The sequence below is a fragment of the Patescibacteria group bacterium genome, from assembly GCA_018896215.1.
Taxonomy (GTDB): domain Bacteria; phylum Patescibacteriota; class WWE3; order 0-14-0-20-40-13; family 0-14-0-20-40-13; genus JAHINB01.
In genome coordinates, this window is record JAHINB010000020.1 from 21,724 (window position 1) to 41,229 (window position 19,506).

Genomic DNA, 19,506 nt, shown 5'->3' on the forward strand with positions numbered 1-19,506 from the left:
ATTTCGCTTTAGCGAAAGCGCTACATATTTTTATGTGTCTACACATAAAAATTTATAGTTTGCGTGGGTTATTTGTTAAATTATTGGGGTTGGCTTTCAATATATTTTTCTTTCTTCTCATGTGCCATTTTTTCGGCTTCTGGGTGTAATATATGTGCAATTTCGTGACGAATAACCAATTCCAAACCCCCGGCCCTCTCTATTTGGTAAGGACATACTGTAATGTATTTGTCCTCAAGACAATACCCACCCCAAGTACCAAAATATCTCCAATAGCAAATAATGTCTGGAGTGCATTCTATAACTGGAGGTGTAGTTACCTTTAGCCAGTTTTCTAACCAATTTTTTCGTTCTTGAGTTGGTTCAAAATAGACAATTCCATGATCTTTATACCACTGTCTTTTTTCGTCTGATATATGCAAAAAGCTTTTTTTAAAATTTTTAGTGTGTTTATATAGCTAATCCAATTCAAAATTCAAAATGTTATTTTCTTAAAATAACATTTTGACAAGCGACTAAGCTATACATCAATGTTCAAAACAAACAAAAATACGACATTTTGTTTTGAACTTGCTATATATAACCATAAAAAAGAATAAAGGCTTGTCTAGTTTTATAAATACATACTAGACAAGCCAGTCTGAATCTGTGACGAAACGCCTACTCCCTGTTTTATTTGGATTCGTCGCACGAATCACACATTTCGACACAGTCATGACATCCGTCGTCACATTCGTCACAATCCCAGTCACATTCGTTGCTCTGACCACCCAAAACAACGACTCCGGGTAGCATGCTTATCACCTCCTTTCTTTTTGTCTCGCCGTTTAGTCGTCACAAACATCGCAGTCACAGTCGTGACAGTCGCAAGAATCGCAATCGCACAGTTCAATGCAATCGCATTCCCTGTCGCATTCGTCGCCTTTTTGATCGCTCAAGACAACGATTCTGGGTAGCGTACTTGCGATCACTGGTATCACCTCCTTTCTTTCTCTTAAGTTACAAGATACTTATAGTAGCTTTGTTGCCTCAACAATAGCTTCGTCTAAAGAATTCCAAATTTTGGATTTATACAAGTCACGCAAAGGTTTTTCGTTTGGTTTTCCTTCCTGTTCTGGGTTGGAAAAAAAAGTTATAGATTCTTTAAGTAGCTCATATTTTTCTAAATCAAGATTTTTGATAACTGGATAATAATAGTAAAACATAAAATGGTTTAGCTCGTGTTTTATAGTATTTAATTGGGAAGACAGATATTTATAATTTACAAAAAAATACTTTTGTTTGTAGTTGTAAGGAAAAATAAAGTTTGTTGTTATATACGCGGCTGCTTCCTTAAAAGGAAACGGTTTTTTATATAAAAATTCTAATGAATAAATTAACGAATCCCCAATTCTATCCCACACATTTTTAAGCTTTGTAATACTATCGACTATTACTTCTTTATTGGGGCTGTAAATTTGTTCGAGATAATCTCGGGTTTTGCTAAAAGCTTCTTGGTCGTTTTTTGCAGAGTTTAGAATGACTTGCAAAGGCAGATCAAGCTTTGATAAAAGATTTTCTTGGATATTACCGCGACCGTGTCTAAAGGATTTAAAATTAAAAATATAATCTATATATGTTTGCGCATCTTTTTCGATAGAGTATTTAACTTCTAATTTCATATTTAATGTTACTATCCCACAATCTCTAATTGTTCGATTGCAGATTCATCAAATTTTTAAACTCTTGTTCTAAACTTGGAACTTTTAACCCAGTGTTCTCCTCAAAGGCGTTTTTGAAAAGTTGCACATCGTATGTCATGAATTGTATTCTTAGAACTTTTAAAATCGCTTCCAAACCCACCTTTTTTATTAAAAATTCAACAAAATGACCCGCAAAGTTATAACCATCATGCTTTATAAAATTTGTCCAACCTTGATAGTCTCCAATCCCCACAAAAATTCCCCCCTTTGGAAAATGTCTGGTTTTAAGAGGCTGAAGTTGATTACTGGCTACATAAGCAAGACCCTCGTTTAGCCAAATGGGGAGACTCGATCCGTTGGTAAGCTCCAAAAAGCACAGATGTGAAAGTTCGTGGCAAAAAATCTTCAAAAAATCTTCTCTTCTTCTTCCGCTAATATAACTAAAAACACTTGGGGCAAACAAACCAATAACCCTTCGCTTGTAATCTAAAAAACCCACTTCCCAATTTTTAGTTTCTTTACCCAAATACTTGTTAAAATTCTCTCTCTCATAAAACAATCTAACATTCACTCGTGGAAGTTGGGTGTTAAAAAATAGTTTTAGTTTCGGTTTTAATTCATTAAATAAATGCTTTACCTTTCTAAGGTCGTCTTTGTTTTTGCGCCCTTGGTATATACATAAAAACTGATGTCTGCCATTATCTACCATATATGTAAAACGCATCCTTATAATAGGAAAATATAAAAACAACTGTGAGGTTTGCTCACTGTAATCTGTCGAAAAAAGCGCGGAGTCGAAAATTGGGTTTGTCTCCAATCCTGCAACTCCGCGCGCTCAGCTCACCTCCTAATCACAGTCGCACTGTACACAGTCACATTTGCCGACATCACAGAAATCGTTGTAGCAGTCCTCTTCGCATGAAGTTTGGGACGCCACCTGTGACGAGTCGCTCACGAGAATGCTCACAAAACCGAAATCTTGACTGATCATCTTCGCTCTCCTTTCAAAATACCTTGTTCATGACACCTCGATGATCTTCTTTTGATGCAGAACAGAGATCATCATTGCTGCCTCTGCTAATCCGATACCAAACCTTCTTGGCAAATCCTCTAATAGAATGCTAGCCTCCTTTCTGATTTCAAGAAACATCTCGTAGCTTCCATGTTTTAGGAAGGCTATCTCAACTTTCCCAACGCTAGAGCTAACTATACCACCAAAATTCTCGTTACGAAAGCAAACACCACCAACAACCCTGAAGCGCGAAGGCGGAGTCGCTCTTAGCGTCTTCGTAGGTGTACCAATCACATTGTGAGAACCACTTGCAAGTGGGTCCATGCCCCTAGCACGCGGATCAAACTTAGATGCCACACGACAACCACCACCACAGATATAGAAGGACGGACATTCTATACATTCCTGTGGTAATAGCGAGCCATCACGCAGGTCCGACATTCGTTCCCAAATAATCTTGAGTGATTCATCCAATATATTGCCGTAAACTTTGCTGCTGTGTGGACAACTTCGAACAGATCCATCAGCACCAATGGCGCAAGTTGTAGTACCAGCACTACACCGCTTATTGATTAAAGATGAATACTTACTCATATCACCTATAAAACAGAGCGGGTAGGGTTCTAGAACACCAACCCTGAGATTGGTATTTCTCGATAACTCCACAAGAGTGTCAAGACTTCTATGTATTGCATCCTCGGTTGGTAGCACTAACACGAAGTCCCCCAAAATATCTGGGTGTCCCATTCTCGTTGCAAAAAAGGATCTTGCACCAAGTTTTGCAGCCAGCATTCCTGTTTGATAGATCATATCTTGGTTTTGAGATGTTAGTACCATACTTACACCAACGGAGAAACCAACCTCCTTCGCGCACAAAATTCCTTGTAGGGATTTTTCGTAAGCTCCAACAGCCCCTACAATCCTTTCGTGAGTTGCGACATCGTAAGACGATAGAGATGTCAAGATACTACGAAGACCAGCTACTTTAAGTTCCTTAAGTAGTGGGGTATCTACATGTGTCAAATTAGAGTTCAGATCGCAAGGGATGCCAAAACCACCCAACAGCTTTAGCAGGTGTAAGGTTAGATTTTGCACACCTCTAGAAAGAAGAGGCTCTCCTCCAGTTATCGTACAAAAGAAAACTTCCGCATCAGCCAAGGCACTCGCTATCTTGGTGAGAGTTTCTTGATTCGTAACACGAGGAAGAGCAACAGATCTCTCTTGACGCCAAAAATTGTAACAGTAACAGCACAGTTGGTTACAAGCCTCTGTAACCTCCACTTGCACCGATATAGGTGCTGACAGTGTTCTGTAAAGCATGGATTCACCTCCTTATCGGATTCTGATTCCTAGATTAGAGTTTCGGTAGTACCGAACTCTTTAAAACTACTTATTGTATATCACTTTTGGAGGTTTTCGTCAAATCCTATAGTTCTTAGGATTATTCCCACCGCCAATTTGTTTCTTGGGTAAGTGGAATACGACTGTCAAGCGTTGAGGGTGGTGATTTTGGGGGTGTCGGATATCGCCACCAAGGCGACCGCCAGACCGAAACTACTAGGGAAAGCAAGCGTCGACCGAGAGTATAGAAAACCGTGTTCGTTTTCACGATACACCTCCTGAAGTGCGTTTCGAAATCTGTGTTTATATTATACCACGCATATCGTTCTTTAACTGATCTGTGGCGATAAGATCAGGGAGTTTACCATCCTCATTTGGATATTTAAATCCACGAATAAGAACTACTGGCAACCCAGCCTTGCTCTGACCCATTAAAAGAGAGCCTGAAGCGGATATTTCATCGGCAAAAGAAATGTTTACATTTCGTTTCTTGCCATAAAGATCAACCTCATCAACTGCTCCTTTAAGAACAGCAGGCATGCCGGCAACACCAATTGCAAGCCCAATAGAACCAACTCGATATCTAATACCTAAAGAATCGTTAATAACCACACCTACCTTTTTACCAGTTGACTTGGCAATTGCATCACTAATGATCCTGGCACTTTCGTCTGGATTGATTGGCAACAAGCTTACTTTTTCCTCTTCTGGTTTTGCAGTGTTGGCACGGTCAATACCTCCACTCGTACAGATAAAACCAAGATTGTGAAGCGTTTCGACGACACCCGGTTTTACATCAATAATTTGTGCCTCTTGTATCATTAGTTCCACAATCCTTGCATCCTTGCCACTTATACCAGCAATCTCGAGAGCTTTTGTTGAGGGTGTTACGGAAGCGAGGGATACCAAACGACCCTCCGCCTTAGAAATAATTTTTGAAGTCACTACGAGCACATCCTTATCCTCAAAAACAATACCAGCATTGCTAACACACTTGAGGATAATAGCACTAATATCATCACCTTCTTTGATTAAGGGAATGTTTGGAATTGCAGTAAGTGTAATGGAATAAAGATTTTTCATAATCTCAAGTTACAGTAACTTTTTCCCCAACCAAAGTCAACCTTATGTATGGGTTACGGACATTTTGGAAAGAATGCCTTTAAATACTAGAAACCCCATTGGGGTTAGGTTATCTAAACTTCTGTGTGGTCTTATTGAGTTAAAGTATATCAAGTAATCAACAAGTTTGCTGTTAAAGGTTTCTGCATCTTCTATACAATCTATATTCCTGTCTACAAATTCCTCCTGAATAGTTCTATTGAATCGCTCTACGAAAGCGTTTGATTTGGGGGTTCTGGGGTAAGAAAAGAAATGGGATATATTGTTTTCCTTTAGATAAGAATCGAAGTATCTCTCAAACTCCAAACCATTATCTGTTTTAACTGCCTTTATCTCAAATGGGGCTACTTTCTCAAGCTTTTGATAGAAGTCCAACGCCATTTTTGACGACAAGCTTTTGTATGTATAGGCAAAGGAAAATCTAGAGTATAAATCCACTGCGGTTATGATGTATCTCTTAAGATTAAGGTCAAATCTAGCTATGGAATCTATCTGCACCTGTTGTCCGGGAAAAAGTATTGCTTCCCCCTTAGGAGCTCTTTCTTTATCTTTTATTTGACACTTCCACCTCCGAAGTGGAAGAAATATTTATTGATACCACAATATTCTTATACTATTTTTGTAGTATTCCCGTCAAATCCTATAGCAAGATTTGAGAAGAAATACTAAAATATTTCGCCTCAGCGAAAGCGTTACATATTTTTATGTGTCTACACATAAAAATCTATAGTTTGCGTGGGGCTAGGAGTACCTTTTGTGGTGATATAATAAGAAAATATGAAAATTGTAAGATTAATAAAGAAGAGCAGAGGTGTTTTAAATGGTGTCTCGTTTTTAGTTAACCAGTCAATAGTAATCGATGCGGGGTTCTCAATGAAGGAAAATATTGGATTTTATTCCCAAATAAAGGATATTGGAAATTGGGTTTGTGGTCAGAGAATTCCTAATTGGAAATACGTTCCAAGTAGTTTTAATTTATTTATTTCGCATGCGCACGAAGACCATTTCGCAGGCATATATTCTATCCCCCACGATAAGAAATATAATCTATTTACTAGCAAACAGACCTACAAAATAATGGTGGAAAAGAGTAAACAACTTGGGTTAGCTTTTCCCAAACCAAGCAAAGTAGTTTTTTTAAACAACCTGAAAGAGTATGTTTTTGGCGAGATTACGATAGTCCCCCGTTTAGTAAAACATAACATTCCAGGAAATTATCTGTTTTTGATATCTTGTGGTGGCAAAAAAATCGTGTATTCTCCCGATTATAATGAGCCCTTTTGGCGAAAAATATCATTAGATGGTGGAGATACATTGATTACCGATTTTCTCCCAGAGCTTCCAAAATACATTAAGGGAAGGTTTGACGGAACAAAAATAAAGAGATTTATACACGACAACAGACAACTAATTATAGTTGATCATGGATGGGATATTAGTTTCATTTTAAGTATCTTAAAATTGGCCGAAGCAGATGAAAAAAAGATATTTCTATCGTTAACAATAGCCACTAATTTAAAGGTTGTGGGGGTAAGAGTTTCTAAATACGCTGTGTTGGAAAAAGTGTTTATTAATAAGAAGAAATTTATTATTATCGGTGATTTAAGCGATTATAAAACTGTTCGTGACAAATATCCTAATATTGCAAGTATCTCGAACAATTATTCACTTAACTTAATGTTTAGAAACCACAAGAAAACTCCATTTTTAAATGTTTTTAAAGGAGGCCATTTATCAGGACAATTTCTAAAAAAATATTTAAATGGTAAACAAGTAAAAGTGATTAAAGTTAACTATTACAGATAATGCTTTTTTGTGTAATCTATTTGATATCTAAATTCTTTTAAAATTTTTTTCAGGTTGCCCAATTTCCACATTCTTTCATAACTTTTAGAAAGATTTTTGTCAATATTATTTAGTTCACCCAACATATGCTTGGCGGAAGTGTAAGGCGAATTAAATGACTGAATAAATCCTCGGATAAAGAAAAAAGAGTTGGTCAAAGCAATAGCAGTTGCTTCGGATAACCGATTATTTTTTTCATATCTAATGGCGTCGTTTAAACCATCTTCGGCATTATTTATTCGACTTTTTAGGTTTATATCTAATTTAAAATTATTGGCGATCTCTTTTATTTCTATAATCATGTTTTTAGGATCGTATAGAGGTACAGCTTCTTTAGCAAAACAAGCATCGACAACAATACCATCACTAATGTTTTTTTTAATTTTATCTATATTGGTATATATTAAAGATATTTTGTGATCTTTAAATACATCTTTTGACATATTGTCTTGCTGGTCATTAGACAATTTTTTATTACTAACAATAAGCAAATCAATGTCCGAATCCAAACACGCTTGGTTGCGTGCAACCGATCCAATTAAAAAAACTCCTTCAACGCTTGGTTGCTTTTTAAGATTCTCTATAACATACTCATTTGCGAGTTTTGTTAAATGTTCATTAATTTTTTCTAATTTAAATTTCATAATTTTTTGCAGAACTTATATGGTCAACAATGCCTAATTTAATCGCTTCTTGCGGAGAAATTAAGATTCCTTTTTTTCCTTTGATTTTAGCTATGTCAAGCTTTCCTTTAGTATATTTTATTAGCAACTCTCGCAACCTTGTTGTTTGATAATCGGTCTCTTCGGATAATTCTTCGGCTACTGTACCTTTAATTTCTGTTCTACCAAAAGGTAAGTGCAAATGAATCATTGTATTTTCGGTAATGTACCGCTGACCAATTTTTCCACTACTTAGCAAGAGTACAGCCATACTTGCCACTACGCCTATTCCAACGGTGCTAATTTTTACCCCACACAAACTCATAAAATCGTGAATTGCCAATGTATCTACCACCCTACCTCCTGCCGAATTAATAAACAACATTATAGGTTTATGTGCATCGTCGATTAAAAAAGTATTAATATCTTTTATTATCTCCTTAGAACTAAGGGGATTGATACTATCAAATAGATATACACTTCTGGTAATATTTTGCGATATGTTTATTTCGTTTGACATAGGTAGTCCTGATTCATTAAATTACTACTAGCTAAACTTCTAGCCTGACAACAATTTGGGCAAGTGATAAGTTGTTTAAATTTGTTGTAATTGTGGATTATTTCCTTAACTGAGTTTGTGTAAATATTTCCAAGTAAATACTTTGAATTGCACAAAGCAACACAAGGGTAAAAATTACCCTTGGTGTCGCTGCTAATTAATCTGGAGTTCACGATACCACATACTTTGCTGGAAGTTTTTTTACGCGACCGGTAATTGACAAATTCTTTATCCTTAATAACCCATGTTACATCTTCAACATCGTAAGTTAGTTTTTCTAGAAGTAACTTAGATTCCAATTTTGGATTTTTAAATAGGGTGTATACGCTTACAGCAACCGCCGAAAAACTGCCCTTATTTTTCTTGAGCCAATTTATATCTTTCGCTTTTTCAATTTCGGCAATTAGATTTATATTCTTATACTTTGCAAGTTCTTCTAGACCAAAATTAGAAAATTGATTACAGCTGTCTACAATGTAATAATTTGATGTAGAAAGACCAATCTCATTAATAAGATCCGCTATCTTTTTGAAACGAAGAGGGTGTCCTCCAATCCCGATCCATTTAAAGTGCTCTTCGACTTTTTTAATGAGTTTGATTATATCTTTGATAGTTACAATATGGGTTGGTTTACAGTGAACTCGATAATCATTTTTGCCTAAGTTTAGTTCTAATAAATAATCTTCCATAGTAATAGTTCTTTTATAAATTTGGTTGTATCGCTTTTCTTAATTAAAGCATCTTCTAGACTATTCTCGCATAGTCTATTGACGATTTCCCAACTATACTTGTTAAGTTCCAAAATATTATCAGTTTCGGGATTAAATAAAAATATTTTTTCCCTGCATTCTCTTTTTACTAAGTTGGAAGTTAATTTATACTTTATATTTATCATATTCACAAAAGGGCTTGTGTGGTTGCACTTTTTTGTAAACTGAATAGGTCAATGCTTTACACGCACTATCGCAAATAGGAGGCAGTTCACACAAATCACATTTTTTTGGAACCTTATATGCAGAAAACCTAATAAACCACTCGTTATCGAATTTATTTAATTTGCCCTCAACAATGTTCCCAATTTTGGCTTCGGGAAATCCAAGTAACATATTACATGGATAGATATCCCCATTTGGTACAACTGAAATTTGACCCAATCCTGCGGCGCAGGTTCTACCGTAAATATCATTTGGTAATACTACATCTAATTTGGTTTTTAGATTTTTGATCTCATCATAACACCTCTTTTTTTCTCTAAAGTTCATGTAATAATCTTTTTTATACTTTCCCCTTCCCAAAGGGATCATTCCACCAAAAGAGACCATTTCCACACCTAGTTTTTCCGCCAATTTTACAAATTCTACAATTTCATGATTATTGTTTTTTGTTAGAGTCATCCCCAACATTACATGAAGCCCATCGTTAACGAATTTATCAATATTGTCCACAATTAATTTAAAATTTGTATTTCCTCGCACTTCATAGTAGGTCTCCTTGCATGCTGCATCGAGACTTACTTGTAAAATGTGCTTATACCTTAAATTTACCAGTGCTTTATTGATAGATTTGTTATAGATTAGACCATTTGTGCTGGTGCTTCGATACACAACATTGTATTTTTCACAGTTATTAGCCAAGGCGATCAGTTTATCAGCTTTTAAAAAAGGCTCGCCTCCTAGCACATTAATACGAAATATTCCTTTATTCTTACAAAATTTGAGTAAATCAATGGGGTTAATATTAATATCCGATCTGTCAAGTTCGTCTGGTACAAAACAATAAGAACACCTCAGATTACACCCAAGGGTAACGAACCAAGTCAGTTCAAAAGGGAAAAAACCATCCTCAAAAGCCTCTGGGTCAATATTAGTTTTAAGTAATTTTGTTCTAATTTTTTTAAAAGTGAGAGACGACACCTTATTTTACCTTACTAGTTGAGCTTTTTTGGATTTCTCAATCCTCGCTTTACTTTCTCTTATCTCCGCATTAGATGTTGGTAATGGACATCCATCTTTGCCATAACAACCAACAACTATTGGTCTTACATACAATTTTTGTTTTTGCATAGCTGCATAATGTAAACTAACTTATAATATAATTATATATATACTAAAGTGCGAAAGTTGTCAAGATTCAAGTGTGCGTTGTATGTTTGTGGTATAGGTGTTGTTACCAAAACGGAAGAGATTCTTTTTCATTTCGCACCTCCTTTCCCATAACAAGATTTAAGAAGAAATACTAAATTCTTGTCGAACGACTCCATGAACCAGATTGCTATCGGAGGGAATTATAGTTTTTATTTTATACTTTTCAAAAACAGCTTCCGCTATGGCGCTACAAGCCCTAGCACCATGCATCCACTTGGGGTTTTGAGGCATCAGCTCTTCCAATTCTTTTAAAGAAACTTTAGAAAATATCTCGCTGTTTCTTTTAGAAAAATTGTCGATATCTATTTTTTGCGGGTGATCCTCATCTTTGAAAATGTCGTTTTGAGAGATGTTATATCCTGCAATTTTCATGTATGTTAATTCTCCTCCGTTGTAAAAGGCGGTTTCTACTTTATTTTTAAGGTTGGGAAGAGCTTTTTTTACAAAAAGTTTAATCTCGTCAATTTTTATTTTCGAAAACTGATCGTTTATTCCTACGAATTTGGACAATACTGTTCCTACCCCCAAATCTAAATTATACCTTTCTATGGCTTCTCTGCCGTACATAACAACAAGCTCTGTTGATCCCCCACCTATATTTAGGAGAAGTAAAGGGCAATCCAAAGTGCATTTTCCAACCAAAGCGCTTTCGAGATAAAAATTCTCCAAATCTTGAGAGATAATATTTAGATAGATACCTGTATTCTCAAAGATTTCATCAATGAATTGGCGTCTAGCCTGCGGGGGAAGTTTTCTATGGAGGGCTGTAGCGTAGATTTTTATTTTACAACCTTTGTGCTTGTTTTTTATTTCGAAAAGAAGTTCTAAAAGCTCTTTTTTACTGGATTGAGATATTCCGCTATCTTCCGTGAAACCATCTTTAAAAGAAATGGAGCGAATCAAGAGAGGATGTAGCCTGTTGTCCTTTTGCTTGTAAACTTTGACTGTAGATGAACCTAAATCTATCAGTATTTTTTCCATTAGCCGAATTAACACTTAAAATTCACAAAATGTCAAGCACTTTTTTGCCTCTTCCCGTCAAATCCCATTGTTTTACAAGTTATAACTACGGGAGATTGGTATCCACTTTTACTCAATTTATCCAAATCGTCACCATATTTGTTCCAAAGAGACCATTTCTTGTCTAATTCGCCTTGAATACCACAGCCAATTTTCAAAACCCCTCTCAAGATAGTGTCAAAACCAAACCCCTTTTCTCGCTCTTTATTAAAAAACCTTCTAAAGAAATCAACAAATCCTATCTCCTCGCCGTCCGAATTGACTCGCAAAAGAGAGGTATTGTAATTAGTTGGACTAAAGCCACTATTAACTTTTAAGAACTCTTCGCACTCTCCAATAATTGTGGCAAACGCCTCTTTTAGATAATAATTGGTTGCACTATTTAATTTAAAGCCTAACTCCTTGTGAGCTAGTTCAATCTTTTGATACCAGCAGATATGGGAAAGTTCGTGAATAGCGATTCTATCTACTCTCCGTCCATTCTCCTTCCCTCCGATAATTTCGTTGTAAATTGAGAAATAGAAATGATTCTTTCCGAATGGGCTAAATGGTAAAAAAGTTGGTATCGCAAAAAACTCAAAAGAAGAATCCCACCCGCAATCCACAAAATCGAAGGTTATCTCTTGGGATTTTCCATCGTTTGCTGTAGCTATCTCTTTTTTGAGTTTTGGGTATGAATAAAGTATCTTTCTATGATTTACACCACCATCCCGCATAAAACTCACAATAAAAAAGGGGTGACAAAGTTAAAGATCGGCTTTGTCGCCCCCCCTTCGAGTCCCCTCTTCCACTTCGGGGGTGGAAGAATTTTGATGTGCCGCAAAAGGAGAGAGTAAACTTAAGATACAGGTATCCCGTACTTTTTTATTTCGACACAAAGAGGATCGAAAGGGTCGTTAAATCTACCAGGGTTCATGGCAATTGGTTCTATGTTTGGACTTGTTCTCCATGCTATCTTGAACAAATCAGAAGTTTCGGAAAATTCGTCTTTTCCAAAAGCCCTAGACACAACACAGACATCGATATCGCTATTTTTTGATGCGGTACCCTTGGCGTAAGATCCAAAAAGAATGAGCCTTTCCGGTCTTATTCCAGCAGTTAATAAACCTTTTTTAAAGGCCTTTATGGCTTTTTTGGTTTCTTTTTCCCTTAAATTTGTTCTAGTATCCATTTTTGCATAGCTTTTATCTTGTCAAGATAAAGCGTTGTATAACCTTTAGTAGCCTTCTTATACATCTTCCTTCTGTAATCATCGTATCTTGTTTTAAGATTAAAGGCATTAACCTCGGAGAAAAAGTCAAGATCCTCGTCTTTAAAAGGTATTTTTGTCGCTTTTGCCAAATTTACCAAATTGTGGGTTGGCATGACATCTTAGAGCTGTTTTTCCAAAATTTTATGACCTCGTCTACTTCCATAACTGAACCCAAGATACCATTTTTCCCGCCATTCCGTCAAATCCTATAGCACGATTTGTTTGGTTAGGATTTTAAAAAACATTTGCGATAATTTCGTTTTGTGATAATATTTTCTCCATGAGTATGGGATTAAGATACGACAACAAAAGCATTGATATTCTTTGTCAAAAATACGGAATTAGGTTTCTTGGTGTTTTTGGTTCTCGAGCGAGAGGCGATTTTAAATCTACAAGCGACACGGATGTTCTTATCAGATACGCTACAAACTCCTCCGTCAGAAGCATACTAGATCACATAGCGGTACAAAATAACCTATCTATTATTTTTGGTGGAAAAGTAGATTTGGTAGAGGAGTCTGGTTTAAATAAAGACATTGCTCCTAATGTAAAAAAGGAGCTGGTTGCCATCTATGAAAACCGTTAGCGTATATCTTAAACATATTTTAGAAGCCTGCGAAAAAGTAGAGATGATGGTGCAAGATTTGGATAAAGAAGATTTTATGGATAAGGATTGGATTACTCGAGAAGCAATACTTAGACAGTTAGAAATAATTGGAGAAGCGGTAAAAAGAATTCCCAATGAGTTTAAGTTAAAATACTCCGAAGTTTCTTGGAAGGATATTTCCGGTATGAGAGATTACTTGGTACATGAGTATTTTGCAGTCAACTACGAAATGGCTTGGGAAACAGCAATTTCCGATATCCCGAAATTAAAAAAGAAGATAGTCGAGATTGCACTAAAAGAGAATATTAAAATTTCATTAATACCCTAAGGTTTCAAAACATCAAAATCTATAGTTTTTGGTGGGTTTGTGTGGTAGATTCTTGTTTTCCAAACTCTACTGGCTATATCTATTAATTCCTCGTTTGTTATATTTCCCACTGCAGACAGATACCAGCTGTTGCGGTTCAAATATTTTTTAGCGTATTTTAATATATCGTCTGGCGTAACGGCATTGATACCTTTTATGTAGTCTTCTACAGTCCAACGAGACTTGGCTATTAAATTAGGGTAGGTGTGAAAGTTAGCAAACGCTTCTGATGTTTCCAAGGAAAGTTTTAAAGATTTTACCATTTTGACCTTTGCCATTTTTACTTCTCGCTCATCAATCTTAGATTTGGAAATATTCTGCAACTCTCCGGCAATTATTTTTAAAACCTTCTCGAGACTATTTTTGGCTGTAGAGGTCCTAATAGAAAAAACGCCCGAATCTTCGAAACCCAACGATCCGACATTAAACTCGTAAACCAGCCCCGCTTCTTGCCTAAGCCTAATCGCAAGTCGCGACGCTTTTCCTCTGCCTAAAATTGTCGCCAATACGCGTGATGCTGAAAACAGTTCCCCAAAGAAATTTTGAGCTCTAAAATCTAAAGAGATAGAGATATGGTCGGTTTTTAACGAATTATTTGTGGTGATGGTTTCTTTTCGAATAATTGGCAGAGCGCTATTTAGCGCCGCTATTTTCTCTTTTGAGATTTTACCGAAACACTTTTCCGCTGATTCCAAAGCATTTGCGTGGGTAATATCTCCAGAAACAAAAACTAAAATGCCGCTAGTTTTTAATACATTTTTATACTGATCAACAACATCATCTATTGATATACCACGCAACGATTCCGGAGTTCCTAAAGTTGAGTATTCCAACCTAGTGCCCTGAAAAACAAGTTTCTTTGAAATTTCCGAAAGGAGACCCACGGGATTAGAATTTTTCCTGCCGATTTCCGCCAAAATCGCATCCCGCTCCTTGGAAAAACTGTTCGGAGCAAAAGTGGAATTCAGAAGTTCCTCGGAAAGAACCTCCAGTACAACCCTGAAATCGCCCGAATCTGGAAAACTTGCCCAAAGGAAAAGAGATTCTACGCCAGTTGTCGCCCCAAATAAACCACCAACACTATCTATCTTTCTTGCCAAGTCTTCTTTTTTAGGAAATTTCTTTGTCCCAGAGACCAATAAATGCTCCAAAAGGTGGGAAAGACCTTCTTTTCCCGCGTGATCAAAACGGGATCCTGCAAGCAAAGAAATAACAATATAGACTGGAGATTTGGGTTTATAAGCAGAAACAAGTTTTATTCCATTTTTAAGAGTTGTTGATTTTATGGTTGCGCCAAAATTTTCGAGCGAAACCGTATTTGTCATAAAGATGTAGCCCAGGTAACTATATTTGCATTTTAAGCAAGCATAATTTCCTGGGCGAGATAGGTTTGGAGAATACCACTTCTGTGGTACTCCCGTCAAATCCCATAGTTACGACGAGTATAGCCCCGAAAGTCTTGCGTAGTCAAACTTGTCGGGATTAAACACATGCTTTAACCCGAGAGTTAAAGTTTGATGGTTTATGTCCTCAACAAGTTTCTCTGGGTTGTCTGTACTTCTCCTGCTTTCCGCAACCCTTCTTGCAAAGAGCCTAAGTCTCCTGTACCCCACTTCTGAGACAACGGTTGAGAGCGTAGCGTCCTTAAGCGACCATCCGAGAGAATTCGCCAGCATAAATCTGGCTGTCAGTTCGTCATGACCTAACTCCGCCAGTTTCTCCAAACACCACTTCCCTACAGTCCCCGGATGGTTTATGTAGGGAGTAACAATCAGGTGAATCTCTCCATTAAATCCGAGCGTCCTCGCTAACAGTATAGCGAGAAGCCCCTGCTTTAGAACATGGTTGCTAACGACAAGCACAAGTCGCTTGTCGTTTTCTTGATGGATTAACTCGTACGGCATAGTCTGCCACACAAGCTCCACATCCAGATTTCTTTCTGAATAGAGGAAACCGGTTGGTCTGTTCTTGCCTACGCAAATTCCGTTTCTTCTGATCTGTCCCATCAAGTCTCGGATCTCTGCAGAGTACGATCTGGGGTGAATCTGCGGGGACTTTCCAAAAGCGCTTTCTGGAAAGAACATACAAAAACGGCTTTGTGTTGAGGTTGTGGCCTCGCCACCGCATACTACGCAAAAAACCTTTCCGTTTTCAATATGAAAGGTTTTTGGTTTGAGAAACCTCACTTGCTCAATTGGAATTTCCAAGAGACCGCACTCGCAAACATAGCATTCCGAAACGATGTCGCTAGATTCCACTCTGGAAAGTATTGTTGCAACATTTCTTTCTAGGCTTGCGACGAGTTCGCCGTCGGTTAGGACTTTTGCTTTCCGGACACCAACAAAGTCCAACTCCTCTCTAAATAATAAGATGTCCGCAACAGACGGACTTTTTGCTCCGATTGTTCCAATACATACAGCAAGAGAGTCAGAGCTTCTCTCCCGCAGTATATCCGCAATTACTGGCGTTAACCAGTATCCCAAAGGAGCGCTACTTCCTTTGGGAGTCATCGGGAGAGTCGCTATCATGGTTCACCTCCTTGTCAGATGTAGTTGGGGGTATATATCAGATTAAATCTTTGGCTACGATATTTGCCAAAAGATCTTCGTTGAATTCGTTTAAGGCGTGTCCCGCGCCTTTTATTTCATGTATTTTTATTGAAATATTTTCATTACCAAGGCATTCCCTTATTGCTTGAGGTGATATTTTGTCATTTTCTCCTTGATATGTTGTAATAAGTGAGGGTTTAGCCCTAAAATTAGAAAAAATCTTCCCATTTCCGCTAAATTCTTTCTCTAATTCTCTCCAATCTTTTGTCCTGTAAACATTGGGGAATCCCCGTCTCATGAAATCGGCAAGTTTCACTCCATCCAATTTTATTTTTTCCATATAGCTTTTTTTAAATAAAGGAACGGCGCTTACCAAAAAGATTTTTGAGACATTGTTTGGCGTTTTTAAAGATTGAATCACATTTGTTCCAAAACTTATGCCACCAAGAAAGATTCTTTCTACCGCGAGAGGAAGGTTTTCTTTTGCGTAGAGATCAAATACAGATTTTTTAGATTCCAGCGCTCTCAAACAATCCAAAACTGTTTTACGGCAGTTTTTGGCAGAAAAATTTCCTCCGGAAACCCAACTTCCATAATAGAAAGGTTGTAAAACATTAAATCCCAATTCCGCAAGGCTTTCACCAAACTTGCTCCTGTGCATGTACGAAGGAAGCCCTCCAAGAAAGACTATTGTCCCCAAGGATTTCCCCACCTTTGCCAAGTAAAGATCACCAAGAAGATTTTTTGCTATCCGTACTCTATGTAGAATCATAGGATTGCGAGATTTTTTCCCATAAAATTTCGTAGGATTTTATAATATCTTTTCCAGAAAAATTTATCCCCTTTTCTTCTAAAAGCTTTGTTGCTTCCGCCTCCGACAATTTAAAAACATCTGTCAACTCAAACTTGTCACTTAAAAGGTATAAAGAAAGGACAAGAAATTTTTCCCATCGTTCGCGAACCTCTTTTCGAAGTTCCTTCGTAAACATAGATTTTCTTGCAATATACACATACCCCTCCATTCTTTCTTTAACGGATTCCCTTACCTTTTCTTTGTTAGGGTAGGGAAAGTTTTTAAAAACATTTTCGCCGATAAGCGCTTTTCCGCATTTAATCGCTAGCAGTACATGATGAACTCCATAGCTTCCAAATTTAAAATTTTTCCAGTCTCCAATTTCTTCTTCTCTGATTAAAGATACATCAATCTTAGAAAAATCGTCCGACTTTATGGTGTCCAAAAATTGCCAAAATTTCCCTTTTTTTGTTACTATGGCAATGTCTAGGTCGTTTGGAGTTTTTGGATAAAGGGAAGAACCAAATTGCACCACACACAAAATAACACCTTTATTCCAGCACTCCAAAAGAGATTTTGGCAAAACAACTGCTTTAGCCATTGTTGACGCATTTTATACCACTTTTGCCCCTCCCGTCAAATCCTATAGCAAGATGTATGAAATATTAAGAGGGTTAAGGGAGTCACCCGTTTAGGGTGACACCCTTTTAGGGAGTCACCCTAAAAAAAAGCTTTACATGAATGTTATATAAATTTAAGATGGATAATTAATATGCCATGCAAAAATACACGGAAAATATATTCGGAGGATTCTTATTATCATGTTTACAATAGAGGTTTTGATAGGAAGGAGATTTTTTTAGACTCGCACGACTACAATACTTTTATCTATCTTTTTAGAACATATTTGGAGCCTGGATTTACAGTTAAAAAATTTGATAAAGCTAAAAAAGTTTATGTTGAATATACTCCTGCTCACTGTTATAAAAAAGTCTCATTAAAAGCCTTTTGCTTAATGCCAAATCATTTCCACTTGTTAGTTCGTTTATTACAAAAGGAAGGCATGTCAGAATTGCTTAAAAAAGTGTGTCTTAACTACACATCGTATTATAATTCCAAATATGATAGAGAAGGAAAGCTATATAATGGTGTGTATAGAGCGGTTTTGGTTAATAATGAACCACAATTTAAGCAACTTACCAGATATATTCATTTAAACCCTGTTAAATTACTTGATTCAAAGCCTTTAGAAGGCTACGAATTTTCTAGCTTTAATTATATTTTTAGTGACATCAAAAAACCTTGGATTGACTGGAAAGCAGTGCTTTTAGATAACACTAGGGAAAACTACATAAATTTTGTAAAATGCAAAGAGAAAGATGGGTTTGGAGATAAAGATAGAGAGGAAATTGCAAGTTTAGTTTTAGATTAAGTCTAAATCAGGGTCTAAATCAGGGAGTCTCCCGTTTAGGGTGACACCCTTTTAGGGTGACACCCTAAAAATTCCCTAAAAATTGCCAATGTAGCTCAGCTGGTAGAGCAAACGCTTCGTAAGCGTTAGGTCGTGGGTTCGACCCCCACCATTGGCTCCATTGGTGCTATACTTTATCTATGATCAAAAGACGAGCTTCAGAACATAAACAAGTTTGTTTCTCACGAAATAAAATTATCTACAAAAAGCTCTTTTATAGAACGCTACTGTCTCTTTTTATTGTTGGCATTTTATACCTGTGGGTTTTTGGAATATTTTCTAATATAAATAATTTTTGGAAATTGTTTGGAAAATCTGCCACTACCCAATCGCTCGACACTCGCCCACCTTTTGCACCGTATCTTAAATCAATCCCCATCGCCACTAACAAGGACACGGTCAACATAGAGGGCATCTCCGAGAAAGGAGCTAAAATTGAACTTTTTTTAAATGAGCAAAAAGTAGAAGAAACCATTTGCGATAATGACGGGACATTTAATTTTGGAGCGGTAAAAATCCAGCCCTCCAAGAACTCTCTTTACGCAATTGCAACCGACGAAGCCCAAAATAAAAGCCTGCAATCGGAGATGAGAGATATTTTATTTGACAATGAAAAACCCAAGATTAGTATTATTGAACCTAGCGAAGGCGAAACTATCAGCAGTCCAGTTAGAACGGCTAAAGTTGAAGGATCCACGGAACCTAACGCTACAGTTACCATAAACGGAACTCGCGCGATAATTGACGAGAATGGAAACTTTTGGCAAATGATGTACCCTGTGGAGGGAGGAAACAAAATTACAGCGCTTGCTATCGATACCGCTGGAAACGAAACCAAGATCGAACGATATTTTAGTTTTGAAGAAGATTAGAAATTCTTACCTCACGATAAACCAGTATCAATACTATAAACTCCGTCAAAATAGTAATGTATGCACAAGCCATATAACCATATTGGGGAATTAGAATAAGATTTGCTACCACATTAAATATCAGCCCCAACCCATAAAACACCGGCAAGCGTTTTTGCTTTTCCATAACAACTAATGCCCAACTGTAAGGAGAGGAGAGAAAAAAAGT

Annotated in this window: 26 protein-coding genes and 1 tRNA gene; 6 read left to right on the forward strand and 21 right to left on the reverse strand. The window is 36.9% G+C overall.

Annotation, left to right across the window (positions count from 1 at the left end; genetic code table 11):
- Positions 1 to 80: 80 nt before the first annotated feature.
- The 6 genes from KKF75_04030 to KKF75_04055 form a co-directional block, all read right to left on the reverse strand.
- Positions 81 to 422: a hypothetical protein gene (locus KKF75_04030; GenBank protein MBU4381350.1), complete on the reverse strand. Its 342-nt coding sequence runs from the start codon at positions 420 to 422 to the stop codon at positions 81 to 83.
- Positions 423 to 1,010: 588 nt separating this feature from the next.
- On the reverse strand, positions 1,011 to 1,661 hold the full coding sequence (locus KKF75_04035) for a hypothetical protein (protein ID MBU4381351.1): 651 nt from the start codon (positions 1,659 to 1,661) through the stop codon (positions 1,011 to 1,013).
- Between the two features lie 25 nt (positions 1,662 to 1,686).
- Positions 1,687 to 2,406, reverse strand: coding sequence for a hypothetical protein (locus tag KKF75_04040; protein ID MBU4381352.1), 720 nt, complete (start codon positions 2,404 to 2,406; stop codon positions 1,687 to 1,689).
- Positions 2,407 to 2,700: 294 nt separating this feature from the next.
- Complete coding sequence (locus tag KKF75_04045) at positions 2,701 to 4,014, reverse strand: radical SAM protein (GenBank protein MBU4381353.1); 1,314 nt, start codon at positions 4,012 to 4,014, stop codon at positions 2,701 to 2,703.
- Between the two features lie 324 nt (positions 4,015 to 4,338).
- Positions 4,339 to 5,118: a coenzyme F420-0:L-glutamate ligase gene (gene cofE / locus KKF75_04050; GenBank protein ID MBU4381354.1), complete on the reverse strand. Its 780-nt coding sequence runs from the start codon at positions 5,116 to 5,118 to the stop codon at positions 4,339 to 4,341.
- A gap of 42 nt (positions 5,119 to 5,160) precedes the next feature.
- Positions 5,161 to 5,655: a DDE-type integrase/transposase/recombinase gene (locus tag KKF75_04055; GenBank protein MBU4381355.1), complete on the reverse strand. Its 495-nt coding sequence runs from the start codon at positions 5,653 to 5,655 to the stop codon at positions 5,161 to 5,163.
- Positions 5,656 to 5,934: 279 nt separating this feature from the next.
- On the opposite strand from KKF75_04055, the gene KKF75_04060 reads away from it, so the two are divergent.
- Positions 5,935 to 6,963 carry a hypothetical protein gene (locus KKF75_04060; GenBank protein MBU4381356.1) on the forward strand — a complete coding sequence of 343 codons (1,029 nt, stop codon included), beginning with the start codon at positions 5,935 to 5,937 and terminating at the stop codon, positions 6,961 to 6,963.
- Here KKF75_04060 and KKF75_04065 read toward each other — a convergent pair.
- The 10 genes from KKF75_04065 to KKF75_04110 form a co-directional block, all read right to left on the reverse strand.
- Positions 6,954 to 7,646: a nucleotidyltransferase domain-containing protein gene (locus KKF75_04065; protein ID MBU4381357.1), complete on the reverse strand. Its 693-nt coding sequence runs from the start codon at positions 7,644 to 7,646 to the stop codon at positions 6,954 to 6,956. The genes KKF75_04060 and KKF75_04065 overlap by 10 nt on opposite strands.
- Positions 7,636 to 8,184 carry an ATP-dependent Clp protease proteolytic subunit gene (locus tag KKF75_04070; protein ID MBU4381358.1) on the reverse strand — a complete coding sequence of 183 codons (549 nt, stop codon included), beginning with the start codon at positions 8,182 to 8,184 and terminating at the stop codon, positions 7,636 to 7,638. The genes KKF75_04065 and KKF75_04070 overlap by 11 nt, the downstream gene beginning before the upstream one ends.
- Positions 8,169 to 8,912 (reverse strand): SPASM domain-containing protein, encoded by a 744-nt coding sequence (locus KKF75_04075; GenBank protein ID MBU4381359.1) that lies wholly within the window; start codon positions 8,910 to 8,912, stop codon positions 8,169 to 8,171. The genes KKF75_04070 and KKF75_04075 overlap by 16 nt, the downstream gene beginning before the upstream one ends.
- Complete coding sequence (locus KKF75_04080) at positions 8,894 to 9,118, reverse strand: hypothetical protein (GenBank protein ID MBU4381360.1); 225 nt, start codon at positions 9,116 to 9,118, stop codon at positions 8,894 to 8,896. Before KKF75_04080 ends, KKF75_04075 begins: the two co-directional genes overlap by 19 nt.
- A complete protein-coding gene (locus KKF75_04085; GenBank protein ID MBU4381361.1) occupies positions 9,099 to 10,136 on the reverse strand; it encodes a radical SAM protein in 1,038 nt (345 codons plus the stop codon). Before KKF75_04085 ends, KKF75_04080 begins: the two co-directional genes overlap by 20 nt.
- A gap of 6 nt (positions 10,137 to 10,142) precedes the next feature.
- A complete protein-coding gene (locus KKF75_04090; GenBank protein MBU4381362.1) occupies positions 10,143 to 10,286 on the reverse strand; it encodes a hypothetical protein in 144 nt (47 codons plus the stop codon).
- Between the two features lie 159 nt (positions 10,287 to 10,445).
- Entirely contained in the window at positions 10,446 to 11,348 is a 903-nt protein-coding gene (locus KKF75_04095) for a hypothetical protein (GenBank protein ID MBU4381363.1), read from the reverse strand.
- A gap of 32 nt (positions 11,349 to 11,380) precedes the next feature.
- Entirely contained in the window at positions 11,381 to 12,103 is a 723-nt protein-coding gene (locus KKF75_04100; protein ID MBU4381364.1) for a hypothetical protein, read from the reverse strand.
- A gap of 122 nt (positions 12,104 to 12,225) precedes the next feature.
- Positions 12,226 to 12,558, reverse strand: coding sequence for a nucleotidyltransferase domain-containing protein (locus tag KKF75_04105; GenBank protein MBU4381365.1), 333 nt, complete (start codon positions 12,556 to 12,558; stop codon positions 12,226 to 12,228).
- Entirely contained in the window at positions 12,537 to 12,752 is a 216-nt protein-coding gene (locus KKF75_04110; protein ID MBU4381366.1) for a hypothetical protein, read from the reverse strand. Before KKF75_04110 ends, KKF75_04105 begins: the two co-directional genes overlap by 22 nt.
- A gap of 167 nt (positions 12,753 to 12,919) precedes the next feature.
- Here KKF75_04110 and KKF75_04115 point away from each other — a divergent pair, with 167 nt between their 5' ends.
- Both KKF75_04115 and KKF75_04120 read left to right on the forward strand, forming a co-directional pair.
- A complete protein-coding gene (locus tag KKF75_04115; GenBank protein ID MBU4381367.1) occupies positions 12,920 to 13,225 on the forward strand; it encodes a nucleotidyltransferase domain-containing protein in 306 nt (101 codons plus the stop codon).
- Positions 13,212 to 13,574: a DUF86 domain-containing protein gene (locus KKF75_04120; protein MBU4381368.1), complete on the forward strand. Its 363-nt coding sequence runs from the start codon at positions 13,212 to 13,214 to the stop codon at positions 13,572 to 13,574. Before KKF75_04115 ends, KKF75_04120 begins: the two co-directional genes overlap by 14 nt.
- Here KKF75_04120 and KKF75_04125 read toward each other — a convergent pair.
- The 4 genes from KKF75_04125 to KKF75_04140 form a co-directional block, all read right to left on the reverse strand.
- Positions 13,571 to 14,938: an insulinase family protein gene (locus KKF75_04125; GenBank protein MBU4381369.1), complete on the reverse strand. Its 1,368-nt coding sequence runs from the start codon at positions 14,936 to 14,938 to the stop codon at positions 13,571 to 13,573. The two genes, KKF75_04120 and KKF75_04125, sit on opposite strands and share 4 nt — an antisense overlap.
- 108 nt (positions 14,939 to 15,046) lie before the next feature.
- Positions 15,047 to 16,141 carry a hypothetical protein gene (locus KKF75_04130; GenBank protein ID MBU4381370.1) on the reverse strand — a complete coding sequence of 365 codons (1,095 nt, stop codon included), beginning with the start codon at positions 16,139 to 16,141 and terminating at the stop codon, positions 15,047 to 15,049.
- 37 nt (positions 16,142 to 16,178) lie between these two features.
- Positions 16,179 to 16,934 (reverse strand): hypothetical protein, encoded by a 756-nt coding sequence (locus tag KKF75_04135; GenBank protein ID MBU4381371.1) that lies wholly within the window; start codon positions 16,932 to 16,934, stop codon positions 16,179 to 16,181.
- On the reverse strand, positions 16,921 to 17,556 hold the full coding sequence (locus KKF75_04140) for a hypothetical protein (GenBank protein ID MBU4381372.1): 636 nt from the start codon (positions 17,554 to 17,556) through the stop codon (positions 16,921 to 16,923). Before KKF75_04140 ends, KKF75_04135 begins: the two co-directional genes overlap by 14 nt.
- 171 nt (positions 17,557 to 17,727) lie before the next feature.
- Between KKF75_04140 and KKF75_04145 the strand changes: the two genes are divergently transcribed.
- The 3 genes from KKF75_04145 to KKF75_04155 all read left to right on the forward strand — a co-directional run bounded on the left by KKF75_04145 (position 17,728) and on the right by KKF75_04155 (position 19,298).
- Positions 17,728 to 18,387 carry a transposase gene (locus tag KKF75_04145; protein ID MBU4381373.1) on the forward strand — a complete coding sequence of 220 codons (660 nt, stop codon included), beginning with the start codon at positions 17,728 to 17,730 and terminating at the stop codon, positions 18,385 to 18,387.
- Positions 18,388 to 18,471: 84 nt separating this feature from the next.
- Positions 18,472 to 18,547: transfer RNA gene (locus tag KKF75_04150), tRNA-Thr, on the forward strand.
- Positions 18,548 to 18,566: 19 nt separating this feature from the next.
- Positions 18,567 to 19,298, forward strand: coding sequence for a hypothetical protein (locus tag KKF75_04155; protein ID MBU4381374.1), 732 nt, complete (start codon positions 18,567 to 18,569; stop codon positions 19,296 to 19,298).
- Here the strand turns inward: KKF75_04155 and KKF75_04160 are convergent.
- A partial coding sequence (locus tag KKF75_04160) for a polysaccharide biosynthesis C-terminal domain-containing protein (GenBank protein MBU4381375.1) occupies positions 19,279 to 19,506 on the reverse strand: 228 nt, incomplete at its 5' end. The genes KKF75_04155 and KKF75_04160 overlap by 20 nt on opposite strands.

Excerpts from the sequence above, each read along its gene's own strand:
- KKF75_04065 (MBU4381357.1), bottom strand. The coding sequence starts at position 7,646 with ATGAAATTTAAATTAGAAAAAATTAATGAACATTTAACAAAACTCGCA.
- KKF75_04135 (MBU4381371.1), bottom strand. The coding sequence starts at position 16,934 with ATGATTCTACATAGAGTACGGATAGCAAAAAATCTTCTTGGTGATCTT.
- KKF75_04090 (MBU4381362.1), bottom strand. The coding sequence starts at position 10,286 with ATGCAAAAACAAAAATTGTATGTAAGACCAATAGTTGTTGGTTGTTAT.
- KKF75_04100 (MBU4381364.1), bottom strand. The coding sequence starts at position 12,103 with ATGCGGGATGGTGGTGTAAATCATAGAAAGATACTTTATTCATACCCA.
- KKF75_04095 (MBU4381363.1), bottom strand. The coding sequence starts at position 11,348 with ATGGAAAAAATACTGATAGATTTAGGTTCATCTACAGTCAAAGTTTAC.
- KKF75_04130 (MBU4381370.1), bottom strand. The coding sequence starts at position 16,141 with ATGATAGCGACTCTCCCGATGACTCCCAAAGGAAGTAGCGCTCCTTTG.
- KKF75_04140 (MBU4381372.1), bottom strand. The coding sequence starts at position 17,556 with ATGGCTAAAGCAGTTGTTTTGCCAAAATCTCTTTTGGAGTGCTGGAAT.
- KKF75_04105 (MBU4381365.1), bottom strand. The coding sequence starts at position 12,558 with ATGGATACTAGAACAAATTTAAGGGAAAAAGAAACCAAAAAAGCCATA.
- KKF75_04060 (MBU4381356.1), top strand. The coding sequence starts at position 5,935 with ATGAAAATTGTAAGATTAATAAAGAAGAGCAGAGGTGTTTTAAATGGT.
- KKF75_04110 (MBU4381366.1), bottom strand. The coding sequence starts at position 12,752 with ATGCCAACCCACAATTTGGTAAATTTGGCAAAAGCGACAAAAATACCT.
- KKF75_04145 (MBU4381373.1), top strand. The coding sequence starts at position 17,728 with ATGCCATGCAAAAATACACGGAAAATATATTCGGAGGATTCTTATTAT.
- KKF75_04080 (MBU4381360.1), bottom strand. The coding sequence starts at position 9,118 with ATGATAAATATAAAGTATAAATTAACTTCCAACTTAGTAAAAAGAGAA.
- KKF75_04040 (MBU4381352.1), bottom strand. The coding sequence starts at position 2,406 with ATGCGTTTTACATATATGGTAGATAATGGCAGACATCAGTTTTTATGT.
- KKF75_04125 (MBU4381369.1), bottom strand. The coding sequence starts at position 14,938 with ATGACAAATACGGTTTCGCTCGAAAATTTTGGCGCAACCATAAAATCA.
- KKF75_04070 (MBU4381358.1), bottom strand. The coding sequence starts at position 8,184 with ATGTCAAACGAAATAAACATATCGCAAAATATTACCAGAAGTGTATAT.
- KKF75_04035 (MBU4381351.1), bottom strand. The coding sequence starts at position 1,661 with ATGAAATTAGAAGTTAAATACTCTATCGAAAAAGATGCGCAAACATAT.
- KKF75_04075 (MBU4381359.1), bottom strand. The coding sequence starts at position 8,912 with ATGGAAGATTATTTATTAGAACTAAACTTAGGCAAAAATGATTATCGA.
- KKF75_04045 (MBU4381353.1), bottom strand. The coding sequence starts at position 4,014 with ATGCTTTACAGAACACTGTCAGCACCTATATCGGTGCAAGTGGAGGTT.
- KKF75_04115 (MBU4381367.1), top strand. The coding sequence starts at position 12,920 with ATGAGTATGGGATTAAGATACGACAACAAAAGCATTGATATTCTTTGT.
- cofE (MBU4381354.1), bottom strand. The coding sequence starts at position 5,118 with ATGAAAAATCTTTATTCCATTACACTTACTGCAATTCCAAACATTCCC.
- KKF75_04120 (MBU4381368.1), top strand. The coding sequence starts at position 13,212 with ATGAAAACCGTTAGCGTATATCTTAAACATATTTTAGAAGCCTGCGAA.
- KKF75_04155 (MBU4381374.1), top strand. The coding sequence starts at position 18,567 with ATGATCAAAAGACGAGCTTCAGAACATAAACAAGTTTGTTTCTCACGA.